Origin of the sequence: Streptomyces sp. SM11 (assembly GCF_002910905.1) — a bacterium.
In the GTDB taxonomy this organism is placed as follows: Bacteria; Actinomycetota; Actinomycetes; order Streptomycetales; family Streptomycetaceae; genus Streptomyces.
Window position 1 is genome coordinate 15,231 of sequence record NZ_NEUE01000277.1, and the last position, 15,444, is coordinate 30,674.

A 15,444-nucleotide genomic window follows, 5' to 3' on the forward strand; every position below is an offset into this window, starting at 1 on the left:
AGAGACGGCCCGGGGATCACCCGGCCGTTCGGGTGCGGTCGGGCTGGAGGAGCTGGTCGACGGGCGCGTGGTCGTCGGTGAGCACCCGGGCGTTCCCGGTCCAGGTGGCGAGGTCGTCGCCGGTGCTGATCTTCCAGCCGACGTCCCGGGCGTCCAGGGCTTCCTGGATCGCGGGGGCGTCGACCGGCCGGCCGCCGGCGACCACCACCACATTGCCGCCCGTGGTGGACGCGGTCGGATCCAGCCCGATGTCCCCGGGCTTCCCGAGAAGCGCGACGTGCTCGAAGGTCGCGGCGAGGGTGGCGACCTCGGCGCGGGCGAAGGCCAGCTCGCCGTGGTCGATGAGGTTGGCGACGTACAGGCCGTCCTCGTCGAGCGCCCGGCGTACGTCGCCCAGGGCCTGTGACGTCGTGAGGTGCCACGGCACGCTGACGCCCCCGAAGGCGTCGCCGACGACCAGGTCGTGGCTGCCCGCCGCCAGCCTGCGCAGGCCCAGTCGGCCGTCCTCCACGCGTACGTCGATACCGGTGGACGCCCCCAGGCCGAACCGGTCGCGGTCGAGGCGCACGACTCCGCCGTCGATCTCGGAGACGAGGCTGCGGGTTCCGGGGCGTGCGGCCGCGAGGTAGCGGGGGAGCGTGAGGCCGCCGCCCCCGATGTGGTGGGCGGTCAGCGGCTCGCCCTCGGGGAAGGCGGTGTCGACCACCGAGGCGATGGCGCGCACGTAGGCGAACTTCAGATGCGCCGGGTCCTCGACGTCGACGTAGGAGTGGCTCAGGCCGTCCAGGACAAGGGTGCGGCCGTTTTCCCGGTCGGGGTCCGCGACGACCTGCGCGCAGTGGTAGCGGGTCTCCGCGTCGCAGCCGCCGGGGGCGAACGCGGTGGCGAGGGAGCCCGCGACGACGGTGGCGAGCGCGACGGCCGAGGCGCGCCGCCAGCGCCGGGCCCGCCGTCCGACCAGGGCGGCCCCGAGCACCAGCAGCGTTCCGAGGCCGATCAGGATGGTGCTGACGGGCAGCCGCGAGACCAGGACGAATCCGGTGAGGACGGTGCCGACGATGGCGCCGAAGGTGCCCACGCCCGACAGCCGCCCGACGACCGTCCCGGTCTCGGCGAGGCTGGTGAGCCGCAGCTTCGTCACGAACGGGGTCACCGCGGAGAGCAGCGCGCCGGGTACCAGGAGCGTCGCCGACGCGACCAGCAGGAGCAGCGCCGGCGACCACTCCGCGGTGGTGCGCAGCAGCAGCGGGGTGAGCGCGACGACCACGCCCGACACCCCGAGCGCCGGGCCGATGAGCCGGTACGGATCGACCTGGTCCGCGATGCGTCCGCCCAGCCAGGAGCCCAGCGCGATGGCGGTGAGGGCGATGCCGATCACCATCGTGCTGGTTTCCAGGGTGAGGCCGAGGTACGGGGCCAGGAGCCGCAGGGCGACGATCTCGACCACCAGGACCGCGGCCGACGATCCGAACACGAGGACCGCGGCGGCACGGGGTCCCAGGCCCCGGTCGCGGGGAGGGCCGTCGCCCTCGGGAGAGTCGTCGGCCACGGGCGAGGGGGGCGATGTGGTCACCGCAGCATCCTCGCACGGGGCGGCGGCCGAACTCCCGCTGTTCCGAAGGGGGTAGGGGCGGGAACACCGGGTCCCGCACCCCGGGGACAAGGGACTCCGGAAAGCGCGGTACGTCCTGGCCCCGCCCGGTGAGCCGATGAGCCGGTGCGCAGCGACGAAGAGAGCGTGACCGGGGGCCGGGGCGCTTTCCGGTTGCCGTGGTTCCTTGGGAGGACCCGGCCCGGCGAGCCGGGTCCCTCGACCGGGTGACCGGGGGCCTCGCCGCCCACGGGCCGGCAGGGGGGGACGGGCCCCGCACGGTGCGCCTGCTTCCCGGGGCGGTGCTGGCGCGGCTGACCGTCGCGGGGTGGACGCCCGTGTGGTTCAAGGCGGTTCCGCCCGGCACCGGGGGCCCTGCGGCCGCGAGGTGCCGCCCGGGCTGCGGGACGCCTGTCCGGAGCCGTGGACCGGCGGGGGCGCCACGGCGGCCCGCCTGCGCCGTGCGGTGCGCCCGGCATGGCGGCTCGCGCCGCGGAGCGGGCCCCCGTTCACCCCTATCAGGAGGCGGATGCCGGGGAGTCCGGTTAAGGATGAGGGGTGAATCACCCGGTTAACGGGGCAGGCGAGCGCAGAACCACGCAAGCCCGAGAAGGGACGCAGACCGTGGCACCACCCAGGATTCTCGTCGTCGGCGCAGGCTTCGCAGGCGTGGAGTGCGTACGCCGCCTGGAGCGCAGGCTCGCTCCGGGAGAGGCCCGGATCACGCTCGTCACACCGTTCTCCTACCAGCTGTACCTGCCGCTGCTCCCCCAGGTGGCCTCCGGGGTGCTCACACCCCAGTCCGTCGCGGTGTCGCTGCGCCGCAGCCGCCGACACCGGACCAGGATCGTGCCGGGCGGGGCGATCGGCGTGGACACGCAGGCGAAGGTCTGTGTGATCCGGAAGATCACGGACGAGATCGTGAACGAGCCGTACGACTACATCGTGCTGGCTGCGGGCAGCGTCACCCGGACCTTCGACATCCCCGGGCTGCTGGACCATGCCCGGGGGATGAAGACGCTGGCCGAGGCCGCGTACGTCCGCGACCACGTGATCGCCCAGCTGGATCTGGCGGACGCCAGTCACAACGAGGCGGAGCGTGCCTCCCGGCTCCAGTTCGTGGTGGTCGGCGGCGGCTACGCGGGCACCGAGACGGCCGCCTGCCTCCAGCGCCTCACCACCAGCGCGGTCAGGCACTATCCGCGGCTGGACCCGAGGCTGATCAAGTGGCATCTGATCGACATCGCGCCCAAGCTGATGCCGGAGCTGGGTGACAAGCTGGGGCAGGCCGCTCTGGAGGTGCTCCGCAAGCGGAACATCGAGGTGTCGCTCGGGGTCTCCATCGCCGAGGCCGGGGCGGAGGAGGTCACGTTCACCGACGGCCGGGTGCTGCCCTGCCGGACCCTGATCTGGACCGCCGGGGTGGCCGCCAGCCCGCTGATCGCCACCCTCGGCGCGGAGACGGTGCGCGGCCGACTCGCGGTGACCCCGCAGCTGCGGCTGCCGGACGCGGACGGGGTGTTCTCGCTCGGCGACGCGGCCGCGGTGCCCGACCTGGCGAAGGGCGACGGGGCGGTCTGCCCGCCCACCGCGCAGCACGCGATGCGCCAGGGCCGCGTGCTGGCCGACAACCTGATCGCCTCGCTGCGGCACCAGCCGCTCAAGGACTACGTGCACAAGGACCTAGGGCTCGTCGTGGACCTGGGCGGCAAGGACGCCGTGTCCAAGCCGCTGGGCATCGAGCTGCGCGGGCTGCCCGCGCAGGCGGTGGCACGCGGGTACCACTGGTCGGCGCTGCGGACGAACGTCGCCAAGACCCGCGTCATGACGAACTGGATGCTGAACGCGGTCGCCGGTGACGACTTCGTACGGACCGGGTTCCAGTCCCGCAAACCGGCGACGCTGCGGGACTTCGAGTACACGGGCGCCTATCTGACGCCCGAGCAGGTCAGGGAGCACACGGCGGCGACGGTCATCGAGCACTGAGCAGCCGAGCAGCGCCCGAGCGCGCCCCGGGTCCGCGGGGCGCGCTCACGGCTGCCGGGACAGGACCGTCTCCACGGTGTCCGCCTGCTGCGCGGTCTTGTCCTCCCGGTAGCGCAGGACACGGGCGAACCGGAGCGTGACCCCGGCGGGGTAGCGGGTGGAGCGCTGGAGTCCGTCGTAGGCGATCTCGACGACCAGTTCCGGGCGCACGGTGACGACATGGCCGTCGTCGTCGGTCGCCAGCTCCCCCAGCCGCTCGGTCTGCCAGTCCAGCAGGGCGTCCGTGAGTCCCTTGAAGGTCTTGCCCAGCATCGCGAACGTGCCGTCGGGCCTGCGGGCGCCCAGGTGCAGGTTGGAGAGCTTGCCGGTGCGCCGGCCGCTTCCCCGCTCGACGGCCAGCACCACCAGGTCCAGGGTGTGCACCGGCTTCGCCTTCAGCCAGGACGCGCCCCGGCGTCCCGCGCTGTAGGCGGCGGCCAGGTCCTTGACGACGACGCCCTCGTGGCCGCGTTCCAGGGTGTCGGCGAAGAACGCGTCGGCGGCCGCGCGGGCCTTGGAGTCGTCCGGGTCGGCGACGAGGATGCGCCGGACCCGCAGGCTCTCGGGGAGAAGTCGGGCCAGGGCGGTGTGACGGTCGGTGAGGGGCCGGTCGAGCAGGTCCTCGTCGTCGACGAGAAGTGCGTCGAAGAAGACCGGGACGACCGGCACGTGCGCCGCGGCTCCGGCCACGTCCCGCCGGGAGCCCACCCGGGAGGAGGTCTCCTGGAACGGCCGGGGCCTGCCGTCCTCCCCCAGGGCGATCAGCTCGCCGTCGAGGACGAAGCGGTCCGCCGGGAGGGCGGCGACGGCGGCAGTGAGCTCGGGCAGCCGGTCGGTGATGTCGTCGAGGGTCCGGGTGTAGGCGCGGATCCGGTCGCCGTCCCGGTGTGCCTGCACCCGGATCCCGTCGAGCTTCTCCTCGACGGCGCACGGGCCCAGCTTCTCGAGTGCCTCGCCGACCGAGGCGGCCGTGTGCGCGAGCATCGGCTGGACGGGCCGCCCGGCCGTGAGGCGGAAGGCGGCGAGCGCTCCGGGTCCTTCCGCGAGGAGGACCCCGGCGACGTCCTGGAGCGATCCGGCGAGCATCACGGCGCGCCGGACGTCGGCGGGCGGCGCTCCGGCGGCGCGGGCCAGGCCGTCGGCGGCGACGGCGTCCAGGGCCCCCTGGCGTACCTCGCCGGTGAGCAGGGCCCACAGGAAGCGCTGCTCGTCGGCGGTGGCGGCGGCGAACAGGGCGCGCAGGCGCCTCCGGCGCAGCGCCTGGGATCCGGGGCCGGAGGTGGCGGCGAGGGCGGTCAGTTCGGCGTCGACACCGGTGACGGTGAGCGTGGGCTCGGAGGCGGGTTCCACGGGGTCGCCCAGGCTCCGCCGGCCGACGCCGATGCGGCCCTGGGGCAGCCGTCCGGCGAGGTAGGGGATGACGACGGGGACGTTCTCGGGTCCGGCGTCCCGGAAGAGGCCGGCGAGGAGCGCCACCTTCCGGGACCGGGCGGAGGTGGCGGCGACTTCGAGCGACACCTGGGCGAGCTCGGCGAGCAGCATGCTGCCATGGTGCTACGGGGCGGAGCGTGCCGCCCGTCCATGCCCCGGGCGGGGCGTCATATGTAGTTGAGGGCGGCTGCTCCGCCCACTCCCCCGAGGACCATGAAGGCGGGCATGAGCACCTTCATCTCCACCCAGCTGCCGGCCCGGAAGCGCATGGCCTTCGGCGGGCCGATCGGATACCAGCGCTTGCGGCCGATCGGGATGGGCCACAGGATCGGGCAGCCCGAGACGGTCAGGGCGTCGCCGATGTCGTGGACCAGGGCGCCGAGCACGATGGGCAGGCCGAGCCACAGGTACTCCTGGCCGGGGGCGTCGAAGAGCCAGTCGGCCCCATGGCCCGGCTGGTCCAGGACGCCGGCGAGAATCCAGGCGCTGGTGGCGCCGAGCAGCCAGACGAGGATGTCGCTGGAGACCCGGGCGGCCCGCCACAGCAGGCCCTCGACCGCGAGCACCAGGTGGACGAAGAGGATCGCGAGAACGGCCCAGCGTCCGCCGAAGACCGCCGCGGCGGAACAGCCGCCGCCGATCAGGACGGCCCAGAGCCAGGTGTGTGTCAGCGTCCGGTGGCCACCGTTGCGGCGGGGGTCGCCGGCGCTCCTGGTGGCCTTGTAGACGGCGGAGGAGAGCTTGTCGACGATCTCGCAGAGGGTTCTGGAGACGGGTCCGAAGGCGCGCGAGATGGTCGCGGACTTGTGGTCGAGGTCGGGGGCGAGCGCGGCGCCCGCGCAGATCAGCGCCCCGACGACGAGGACGGGCCAGGGCATCGTGTGGCCCGCGGCGGCGGCCGCCGCACCCACCCCCAGCCAGGCCGCTGCCCCTGACAGAGAGTGTGCCGGTCCCATCATGGTCTTTTCCCGCCCCCAGTGCTTCGTGTGCTTCGTGTGCTTCGTGTGCCCATCACCGGTGCGGCGCGGGCAGTTTGAGACCGCAGCGTATCGTCCGTGATCTTCGTGCCGTCCGCCGGTTCCCTCATCCGGGCGGAAGACAGGCAAGATGGGGGCGTGACCCTCATCGACCAGCTGCCTAAGACCCCCGACCCGGACGCCCTCTTCGAGGCCTTCTCGTCATGGACCGAGACCCAGGGCATCACCCTTTATCCGGCTCAGGAGGAGGCGCTGATCGAGGTGGTCTCCGGGGCGAACGTGATCCTTTCCACCCCGACCGGCTCGGGAAAGAGCCTGGTGGCGGCCGCCGCGCACTTCACGGCGCTGGCGCAGGACAAGGTCACCTTCTACACGGCGCCGATCAAGGCGCTGGTGTCGGAGAAGTTCTTCGACCTGTGCAAGCTCTTCGGCACCGAGAACGTCGGCATGCTCACCGGCGACGCCTCGGTCAACGCGGACGCCCCGGTGATCTGCTGTACGGCCGAGGTGCTGGCCTCCATCGCGCTGCGCGACGGCAAGTACGCCGACATCGGCCAGGTCGTGATGGACGAGTTCCACTTCTACGCCGAGCCGGACCGGGGCTGGGCGTGGCAGATCCCGCTGCTGGAGCTGCCGCAGGCCCAGTTCGTGCTGATGTCGGCGACGCTCGGCGACGTCGCGATGTTCGAGAAGGACCTGACCCGGCGTACCGGCCGCCCGACCTCCGTGGTGCGCTCCGCGACCCGTCCGGTGCCGCTGAGCTACGAGTACCGCTTCACGCCGATCACCGAGACGCTCACCGAGCTGCTGGACACCCGGCAGTCGCCCGTCTACATCGTGCACTTCACACAGGCGGCGGCCGTCGAGCGGGCGCAGTCCCTGATGAGCATCAACATGTGCACGAAGGAGGAGAAGGAGAAGATCGCCGACCTGATCGGCGCCTTCCGTTTCACCACCAAGTTCGGCCAGAACCTCTCCCGTTATGTACGCCACGGCATCGGGGTGCACCACGCGGGGATGCTGCCCAAGTACCGCCGCCTGGTGGAGAAGCTGGCCCAGGCGGGTCTGCTGAAGGTGATCTGCGGTACGGACACGCTCGGCGTCGGCGTCAACGTACCCATCCGTACGGTGCTGTTCACGGCGCTCACCAAGTACGACGGCACCCGGGTACGGACCCTGCGCGCGCGGGAGTTCCACCAGATCGCGGGCCGGGCCGGGCGGGCCGGGTTCGACACGGCCGGCTTCGTCGTGGCGCAGGCACCCGAGCATGTCATCGAGAACGAGAAGGCCGTCAAGAAGGCGGGCGACGACCCGAAGAAGAAGCGCAAGGTCGTCCGCAAGAAGGCCCCGGAGGGCTTCGTCGCCTGGTCGGAGACCACCTTCGACAAGCTGATCACCTCCGAGCCCGAGCCGCTGAACTCCCGCTTCCGGGTCACGCACACGATGCTGCTCGCGGTCATCGCCCGCCCCGGCAACGCCTTCGAGGCGATGCGGCATCTGCTGGAGGACAACCACGAGCCGCGCCGGGCGCAGCTGCGGCACATCCGGCGGGCCATCGCCATCTACCGCTCGCTGCTGGACGGCGGGGTGGTGGAGCGGTTGGAGACGCCGGACGCCGAGGGCCGGATCGTGCGGCTGACGGTCGACCTCCAGCAGGACTTCGCGCTGAACCAGCCGCTCTCCACGTTCGCGCTGGCCGCGTTCGACCTGCTGGACGCCGAATCCCCTTCGTACGCGCTGGACATGGTCTCGGTCGTCGAGTCGACGCTGGACGATCCCCGGCAGATCCTGGCCGCCCAGCAGAACAAGGCGCGCGGCGAGGCCGTCGGGCAGATGAAGGCGGACGGGGTCGAGTACGAGGAGCGGATGGAGCGGCTCCAGGACGTCACGTACCCGAAGCCGCTGAGCGAGCTGCTGTGGCACGCGTACGACGTGTACCGCACGAGCCACCCGTGGGTGAACGACCACCCGGTGTCGCCGAAGTCGGTGATCCGGGACATGTTCGAACGGGCCATGACCTTCACGGAGTTCACCTCGCACTACGAGCTGGCCCGGACCGAGGGCATCGTGCTGCGGTATCTGGCGAACGCGTACAAGGCGCTGGAGCACACGATCCCGGACGACGTGAAGTCGGAGGACCTCCAGGACCTGATCTCCTGGCTCGGCGAGATGGTGCGCCAGGTGGACTCCAGTCTGCTGGACGAGTGGGAGCAGCTGGCCAACCCCGAGGTGGAGACCGCCGAGCAGGCCCAGGAGCGGGCGGACGAGGTCAAGCCGGTCACGGCCAACCCCCGCGCCTTCCGGGTGCTGGTGCGCAACGCGATGTTCCGCCGGGTGGAGCTGGCCGCGCTGGACCGGGTCCGGGACCTGGGCGAGCTGGACGGCGACGCCGGGTGGGACGAGGACGCCTGGGGCGAGGCGATGGACGCGTACTGGGACGCGCACGAGGAGATCGGCACCGGTCCCGACGCGCGCGGTCCGAAGCTGCTGAAGATCGAGGAGGATCCGGCGCACGGACTGTGGCGGGTCTGGCAGGCGTTCGCCGACCCGGCGGGCGATCACGACTGGGGCATCAAGGCCGAGGTCGATCTCGCGGCGTCCGACGAGGAGGGCCGGGCGATCGTCCGGGTCACCGAGGTCGGCCAGCTGTGAACCGGCCGCCGACGCGGAAGTGGAGAGGTGCGGCATGACGAATCCGGCGGAGCGCCTGGTCGACCTGCTCGACCTGGAGCGGATCGAGGTCAACATCTTCCGCGGCCGCAGCCCCGAGGAGTCCCTGCAACGGGTCTTCGGCGGGCAGGTCGCGGGCCAGGCGCTGGTGGCGGCGGGCCGGACGACCGACGGGGAGCGGCCGGTGCATTCGCTGCACGCCTACTTCCTGCGGCCGGGGCGTCCCGGGGTACCGATCGTCTATCAGGTGGAGCGGGTGCGGGACGGCCGGTCCTTCACCACCCGCCGGGTGACTGCCGTCCAGGAGGGCCGGACGATCTTCAACCTGACGGCGTCCTTCCACCGCCCCGAGGAGGCGGGCTTCGAGCACCAGTTGCCGCCGGCCCGGATCGTCCCGGACCCGGAGGAGCTGCCGACGGTCGCCGAGGAGGTGCGCGAGCACCTGGGCGCGCTGCCGGAGGCGCTGGAGCGGATGGCCCGGCGGCAGCCCTTCGACATCCGTTACGTCGACCGGCTGCGCTGGACGCACGACGAGATCAAGGACGCGGATCCGCGGAGCGCGGTGTGGATGCGGGCGGTGGGCCCGCTGGGCGACGACCCGCTGGTGCACACCTGCGCGCTGACGTACGCGAGCGACATGACGCTGCTGGACGCGGTCCGCATCCCGGTGGAGCCGCTGTGGGGCCCGCGCGGCTTCGACATGGCCTCGCTGGACCACGCCATGTGGTTCCACCGGCCGTTCCGGGCGGACGAGTGGTTCCTGTACGACCAGGAGTCGCCGATCGCCACGGGCGGCCGGGGCCTGGCGCGGGGCCGGATCTACGACCGGGCGGGGCAACTGCTGGTGTCGGTGGTGCAGGAGGGGCTGTTCCGGCGGCTGGAGCAGTAGGGACGTTCCGGCTCAGGTGCCGGGCAGCGGGTCCTGCTCCACCTCGTGGCGGCGGGTGCGGATGTCCGGCGGCGCGGGGTGCAGCTTGGCGTCGCAGGACGGACCGAGACCGGCCCGGCGCGAGTCGGTCCCGGTGAGGGGCCGGCCGCAGAGGCGGCAGCGGACGAGGCGGCGGCCTTGAGGCTGCCCGCTGTCGGCCGCCGCGTCCCGGGCGGGGGCTCCGTCGGCCCCGGGCAGCGGTTGGGGAGAGGCATCGGGAGTATCCACCCCTCGATCCTCCCAGCTCGGCTCCGTGGCTGCCCTCGGGGCGGCCGGTCTCAGGTGCCGCGGTCCCGTTCCCGGTCGAGCGCCTCGTCCAGGGCGCGGTGCCCTGCCGGGCCCGGGGCCGGGCGTCCGGTTTGCCGAACGGAGCCGGGGCCGCGTTACTGGAGTGGTCCCCCGGGCCGCCGGGCGGAGCTCCGTCCGACCGAGCAGGGAGCCGCGGAGGTGCCGGGATGGACATGATCCACATCCGCGCGGTGAGCCCGCCGGACCTGACCGACGAGGTCGTCGGCCGGCTGTCGGGCGACCCCTGCGTACTCAATCTCATCGTCCAGCGCGACGCCGCGCGCAATCCGGACGGCGACTCCATCGCGTGCGACGTGCTGACGGGGGCGGCGAACGACGTGCTGCACCGCCTGCGCGCCGTCCAGCTCGACCAGCGGGGCTCCCTCGTCATCGAGCCGGTCGACATGGCGTTCTCCGGCAGGGCCACCGAAGGGGGGCGGCGCGAGCTCGGTCCGTTGAGCCGGGCGCCGGTCTGGGAGCAGGTCGAGGCACGCATCAGGTCCGGGGGGCGGTACCCGCCGAGCTTCTACCTCTACCTGGTCGTCGCCGGCCTGATCGGTTCGGTCGGCATCGTCACCAACTCGCAGATCCTGATCGTGGCGGCGATGGTCGTCGGGCCGGAGTACGGCGCCATCGTCAGCGTGGCGCTGGGGTTCGACCGGCGCCACCCTGCCATGGTGCGCGGCGGACTGGCCGCTCTGGGCGCGGGTCTTCTCCTCACCGTGGTCGTCACCTTTCTCTTCGCCCTCCTCATCCGCGGTTTCGGGCTGCAGTCGGAGGCCTTCGACCGGGGTCTGCGCCCCGTCTCCCACCTCATCAACACGCCGGGCTTCTTCTCGGTCGCCGTCGCCACCCTGGCCGGGATCGTCGGGATCGTGTCGCTCACCGAGGCCAGGACGAGCGCCCTGCTCGGGGTGTTCATCTCCGTGACGACGATCCCGGCCGCCGCGGACATCGCCGTCTCCACCGCGTTCACCAGCTGGTCCGATGTGCGGGGCTCGGCCATCCAGCTCGTGGTGAACATCCTGGTGCTGATCGTGGTGGGCACCGCCTCGCTCAAGGCCCAGCGGGCGATCTGGCAGCAGGTCGGCCTCCGGCGCGACCGTGACCGCCGGCTCGCCGAAGGGGCCTGACGCACTCCCGCAGTCCGCGGAGCGGGTTCCCGAGCGGGTCCCGATCCGCTACGGCCGGATGGCCGAGTCCCCTTCCGCTTCCATCGGGGCGCGGCCGCGCTGATGGCGGCCGGCCTCATCATCGCGGGTCACGCCGAAAGCCTGCCGTCCGGCTGGCGCGGTCCACCGGAGGACTTCGCGCTGGTGGACGTGGCCCGGAAGGCCGTCGGTGTGGGCGGTGCCGGCACCCGGTGCTGGATCATCCTGCTGCTCGACAGGGACGGCGAGCGGGTGGCGTCGGGCCGTCCGCCGGCGGACGGCTGGGCCGGTCACGCGGGCGGCGCCGCGAACGGCCCTCCGGGGCCGGGCGGCTGACCTTCCGCACCGCAGGGCGTGTCCCGGCGGCGGGGAGGCGCCGGGTCCGCCGGTGCGTGGTATTCCGGCGTGAACCCGTGGGGACACCTCCCCGGGGACACCTCCCCTTCCCGGGGTCGTCACGCCGAGGAGTCGAGATCATGCCGGCCACACCTTCGGGCACACCCGTCACCGCACCGCAGGACCCGTACGCGCCGGTCCGCACGCGCGGGTACACGGGGCTGCTGGTGATGGCGGCGCTCCTCGGAGTGCCCGTCTCCGCGGTCGCGTTCGGCTTCCTCGCCCTGGTCTCGGAGCTCCAGTCACTGACGTACACGGAGCTGCCGAGGGCGATGGGCTTCGAGGAGACGCCGTCGTGGTGGCCAGTCCCGCTGCTCGGCGCCGCCGGTCTCCTGGTCGGACTCACCGTCCGCCGACTGCCGGGCGGGGGCGGGCACCGGCCTGCGGAGGGGCTGGTGTCCACCGGAGCACCGGCCCCGGCGGACCTGCCGGGCATCGTTCTCGCGGCGCTGGTCTCCCTGGGCGTGGGTGCCGTGCTCGGCCCGGAGGCGCCCCTGATCGCGCTGGGCGGCGGGCTGGCCGTCTGGGCTGCGGGCCGCGTCAGGCGGGACCTGGCGCCGGACGGGCGGGCCCTGGTCGGGGCCTCGGGAAGTTTCGCCGCGGTGAGCGCCCTGCTGGGATCACCGCTGCTGGGCGCGTTCCTGCTGATGGAGGTGTCGGGGCTGGCCGGGCCGATGCTGGGCGTGGTCCTGGTGCCCGGGCTGCTCTCCGCGGGGATCGGCGCGCTGATCTTCACGGGGCTGGGTTCCTGGACGGGTCTGGGCACCTACTCCCTGACGTTGGGCGAGGTTCCGCCGGCGGCGGCCCCCGGCCTCGCCGGGTTCGGGTGGGCGCTGGTTCTCGGTGTCGCGGCGGCCTTCGCCGGTGCGGGCATCCGCCGGCTGTCGCTGGCTCTGCAGGAACGCGTGGAGCGGCGGACGGTGGTGGCCACGGCGGCGATGGGGCTGGTCGTCGGCGCTCTCGCGCTGGTGTACGCCGAGACGTCGGGCAAGGACGCGTCCGAGGTGCTGTACTCGGGCGAACACGAGCTGGGCCATCTCCTGTCCGGGAGCGCGGAGTACTCGGTCGGCGCGCTGGTGCTGCTCATCGTCTGCAAGTCGCTCGCCTACTGTGCCTCGTTGAGCTGTTTCCGGGGCGGTCCCGTCTTCCCCGCGATGTTCGTGGGCGCGGTGGGCGGCATCGCGCTGTCCCATCTGCCGGGGCTGCATCTCACCGCGGGGTTCGCGATGGGTATCGGAGCCATGTGCGTGGCGATGCTGCGGCTGCCGATGACGTCGGTGCTCCTGGCGACGCTCCTGCTGGGCAGGGACGGGCTCACCGTGATGCCCCTGGTGATCGTGGCGGTGGTGGTGGCGTACGTGGTCACGCTCCGGCTGACGCCGGCGCCGGTGGACAGGGCGGGGCCGAAGGAGGTGTGATCGTCTCCGTGGGTTTCCTCCCGGCTCCTGCTCCTGTTTCGTGAAAGGACCCTCCCCATGACCGAGATCGTCCACGTGTCCGCCCCCGAGCTGGTCACCTACGCCGACGACCTGGCCGGCCTCCTGGTCGAGACCGTCGACGAGGGGTCCTCGGTGGGTTTCCTGGCCCCGCTGGACCGGGAGGCGGCCGCCATCTGGTGGCGGGAGCGGGCCGCCGCCGTGGAGGCGGGGACCATCGGGATCTGGATCGCGCGGGAGGGCGGGCGGGTCTCCGGAACGATCGCCCTGGTCCGCGCTCCGCTGCCGAACGCCCGGCACCGCGCGGAGGTCGCCAAGCTGATGGTCCGTCCCTCCGCCCGCGGCCAGGGGCTCGGCGGGGCGCTGCTGGCCGCCGTCGAGGCGTACGCGGCGACCGAGGGCATCACGCTGCTGATCCTGGACACCGAGAGCGGCAGCCTGGCCGAGCAGGTCTACCGCGGGGCGGGGTGGACGAAGGTCGGGAGCGTGCCGGGATACGCGGCGGATCCGGCGGGCATCCTCAAGCCGACGACCTTCTACTACAAGGAGCTCGCCGCTCCATGAGCGGCGGGCGGCACAATGTGCACCACCACGCAATGATCAGGGAGAGCTTCATGACGCTGCACGACATTCCGCTGCGCACCCTCACGGGCGAGCCGACCACGCTGGGCGCGTACAGCGGCCGGGCCGTCCTGCTGGTGAACGTGGCCTCCAAGTGCGGGCTCACCCCGCAGTACGAGGGCCTGGAGCGGCTGCAGCAGAACTACGGGGACCGGGGCCTGACCGTGCTCGGCGTCCCGTGCAACCAGTTCGCCGGGCAGGAGCCGGGCAGCGCGGAGGAGATCCAGACCTTCTGCTCGACCACGTACGGAGTCACCTTCCCGCTGCTGCAGAAGATCGACGTGAACGGCGCGGACCGGCACCCGCTGTACGTGGAGCTGACGAAGCTGGCGGACGCGGACGGGGAGGCCGGGGACGTCCAGTGGAACTTCGAGAAGTTCCTCATCTCGCCGGCCGGTGAGCCGGTGGCCCGGATCCGGCCGCGCTCGGAGCCCGAGGCCACGGAGGTCGTGGCGGCGATCGAGGCGCAGCTGCCGGCCTGAGTACGGGGAGGGGGGCGGTCCGGGACACGTGTCCCGGACCGCCCCCCTCCTGTCGCCGTCAGCGGATCGGCATGCCCGAGAGCGTGCGGGCGATCACCAGGCGCTGGATCTCGCTGGTGCCCTCGAAGATGGTGTAGATGGCCGCGTCGCGGTGCATGCGCTCGACCGGGTACTCGCGGGTGAAGCCGTTGCCGCCGAGGATCTGGATGGCCTGCGCGGTGACGTCCCTGGCGGTCTCGCTCGCGTACAGCTTCGACATGGAGCCCTCGGCCGAGGTGAACGGCTTTCCGGTGGTGGCCATCCAGGAGGCGCGCCAGACCAGCAGCCGCGCCGCGTCGATGCGGGTGCGCATGTCGGCGAGCTGGAAGGCGATCCCCTGGTTGTCGATGATCGGGCGGCCGAACTGGCTGCGGGTCTTCGCGTAGTCGAGGGCGACCTCGTAGGCGGCGCGGGCGGTGCCCACGGCCATCGCGCCGACGGCCGGGCGGGAGGCCTCGAAAGTGGCCATCGCCGCGTTCTTGACCCTCCCCCGGCCTCCGGCCGGGGGGACCCCCACCTCACTCCGTTCGCCACCGGACTTGGCGCGCTCGTGGGCGCGGGCGAGGCGCTCGTCGAGCTTCTCCTTGCCGCCGAGCAGGCAGTGTCCGGGGACGCGGGCGTCCTCCAGGACCACCTCGGCGGTGTGGGAGGCGCGGATGCCGTGCTTCTTGAACTTCTGGCCCTGGGAGAGGCCGGGCGTGTTCGGCGGCAGGATGAAGGAGGCGTGGCCCTTGGAGCCGATGTCGGGGTCGACGACGGCGACGACCACGTGGACGTTGGCTATGCCGCCGTTGGTCGCCCAGGTCTTGGTGCCGTTGAGGACCCACTCGTCCTTGGCCTCGTCGTAGACGGCCCGGGTGCGCATCGAGGCGACGTCGGATCCGGCGTCGGGCTCGGAGGAGCAGAAGGCGGCGACCTTCACGTCGTCGGCGTCGCCGTACATCTGCGGGATCCAGGTGCCGATCTGCTCCTCGGTGCCGTTGGCGAGGACGCCGACGGCCGCCAGGCCCGTACCGACGATCGACAGGCCGATGCCCGCGTCGCCCCAGAAGAGCTCTTCCATGGCCATGGGGATGCCGAGCCCCGTAGGGTCGAAGAACTGCTGGGCGTAGAAGTCGAGCGAGTAGATGCCGACCTTGGCCGCTTCCTGGATGACGGGCCAGGGCGTTTCCTCACGCTCGTCCCACTCTGCGGCGGCGGGGCGGATGACATCCACCGCGAAGCCGTGGAGCCAATCCCTGACCTGCTTCTGGTCGTCGTTGAGATCGAGCGTGAACTCGGCCATGTTCTCCTCCAGGCACTGCGGCGGAAACCGTGCGTTACTTGCGGTAACAACAGTCTGTTACTGGCAAGTAGCCACTGTCAACCGCCCCGGAGCCGATCAAGCGGCCTCCCCGTGGAGTGTTACG

The 15,444-nt window shown here is 72.4% G+C and carries 13 protein-coding genes; 8 read left to right on the forward strand and 5 right to left on the reverse strand.

Annotation, left to right across the window (positions count from 1 at the left end):
- Nucleotides 1-16: 16 nt before the first annotated feature.
- Nucleotides 17-1,573, reverse strand: a complete 1,557-nt coding sequence (locus tag B9S58_RS30130; protein ID WP_103535113.1) for a fused MFS/spermidine synthase — start codon at nucleotides 1,571-1,573, stop codon at nucleotides 17-19.
- Nucleotides 1,574-2,215: 642 nt separating this feature from the next.
- Here B9S58_RS30130 and B9S58_RS30140 point away from each other — a divergent pair.
- Nucleotides 2,216-3,577, forward strand: coding sequence for an NAD(P)/FAD-dependent oxidoreductase (locus B9S58_RS30140; protein WP_103535114.1), 1,362 nt, complete (start codon nucleotides 2,216-2,218; stop codon nucleotides 3,575-3,577).
- A 45-nt stretch (nucleotides 3,578-3,622) separates the two neighbouring features.
- Here the strand turns inward: B9S58_RS30140 and B9S58_RS30145 are convergent, their stop codons facing one another.
- Nucleotides 3,623-5,158, reverse strand: coding sequence for an ATP-dependent DNA ligase (locus B9S58_RS30145; protein WP_103535115.1), 1,536 nt, complete (start codon nucleotides 5,156-5,158; stop codon nucleotides 3,623-3,625).
- Nucleotides 5,159-5,214: 56 nt separating this feature from the next.
- Complete coding sequence (locus B9S58_RS30150) at nucleotides 5,215-6,006, reverse strand: metal-dependent hydrolase (protein ID WP_103535116.1); 792 nt, start codon at nucleotides 6,004-6,006, stop codon at nucleotides 5,215-5,217.
- Nucleotides 6,007-6,162: 156 nt separating this feature from the next.
- On the opposite strand from B9S58_RS30150, the gene B9S58_RS30155 reads away from it, so the two are divergent.
- The gene (locus B9S58_RS30155; RefSeq protein WP_103535117.1) at nucleotides 6,163-8,676 is read left to right on the forward strand and encodes an RNA helicase; all 2,514 of its coding nucleotides are present in this window, start codon (nucleotides 6,163-6,165) and stop codon (nucleotides 8,674-8,676) included.
- A gap of 34 nt (nucleotides 8,677-8,710) precedes the next feature.
- On the forward strand, nucleotides 8,711-9,583 hold the full coding sequence (locus B9S58_RS30160; RefSeq protein ID WP_103535118.1) for an acyl-CoA thioesterase II: 873 nt from the start codon (nucleotides 8,711-8,713) through the stop codon (nucleotides 9,581-9,583).
- 12 nt (nucleotides 9,584-9,595) lie between these two features.
- Here B9S58_RS30160 and B9S58_RS30165 read toward each other — a convergent pair whose 3' ends face one another.
- Nucleotides 9,596-9,850 (reverse strand): DUF6011 domain-containing protein, encoded by a 255-nt coding sequence (locus tag B9S58_RS30165; protein ID WP_181009510.1) that lies wholly within the window; start codon nucleotides 9,848-9,850, stop codon nucleotides 9,596-9,598.
- A gap of 227 nt (nucleotides 9,851-10,077) precedes the next feature.
- On the opposite strand from B9S58_RS30165, the gene B9S58_RS30170 reads away from it, so the two are divergent.
- The 5 genes from B9S58_RS30170 to B9S58_RS30190 all read left to right on the forward strand — a co-directional run bounded on the left by B9S58_RS30170 (nucleotide 10,078) and on the right by B9S58_RS30190 (nucleotide 13,996).
- Complete coding sequence (locus B9S58_RS30170; protein WP_103535119.1) at nucleotides 10,078-11,043, forward strand: DUF389 domain-containing protein; 966 nt, start codon at nucleotides 10,078-10,080, stop codon at nucleotides 11,041-11,043.
- Between the two features lie 102 nt (nucleotides 11,044-11,145).
- Nucleotides 11,146-11,397 (forward strand): DUF2252 family protein, encoded by a 252-nt coding sequence (locus tag B9S58_RS40340; protein ID WP_374935720.1) that lies wholly within the window; start codon nucleotides 11,146-11,148, stop codon nucleotides 11,395-11,397.
- Nucleotides 11,398-11,537: 140 nt separating this feature from the next.
- Entirely contained in the window at nucleotides 11,538-12,875 is a 1,338-nt protein-coding gene (locus tag B9S58_RS30180; protein WP_103535120.1) for a chloride channel protein, read from the forward strand.
- A gap of 57 nt (nucleotides 12,876-12,932) precedes the next feature.
- Entirely contained in the window at nucleotides 12,933-13,457 is a 525-nt protein-coding gene (locus B9S58_RS30185; protein WP_103535121.1) for a GNAT family N-acetyltransferase, read from the forward strand.
- Between the two features lie 50 nt (nucleotides 13,458-13,507).
- Complete coding sequence (locus B9S58_RS30190; protein ID WP_103535182.1) at nucleotides 13,508-13,996, forward strand: glutathione peroxidase; 489 nt, start codon at nucleotides 13,508-13,510, stop codon at nucleotides 13,994-13,996.
- 58 nt (nucleotides 13,997-14,054) lie between these two features.
- On the opposite strand, the gene B9S58_RS30195 is transcribed toward B9S58_RS30190, so the two are convergent.
- Nucleotides 14,055-15,320 carry an acyl-CoA dehydrogenase family protein gene (locus tag B9S58_RS30195; protein WP_103535122.1) on the reverse strand — a complete coding sequence of 422 codons (1,266 nt, stop codon included), beginning with the start codon at nucleotides 15,318-15,320 and terminating at the stop codon, nucleotides 14,055-14,057.
- Between the last annotated feature and the right edge of the window lie 124 nt (nucleotides 15,321-15,444).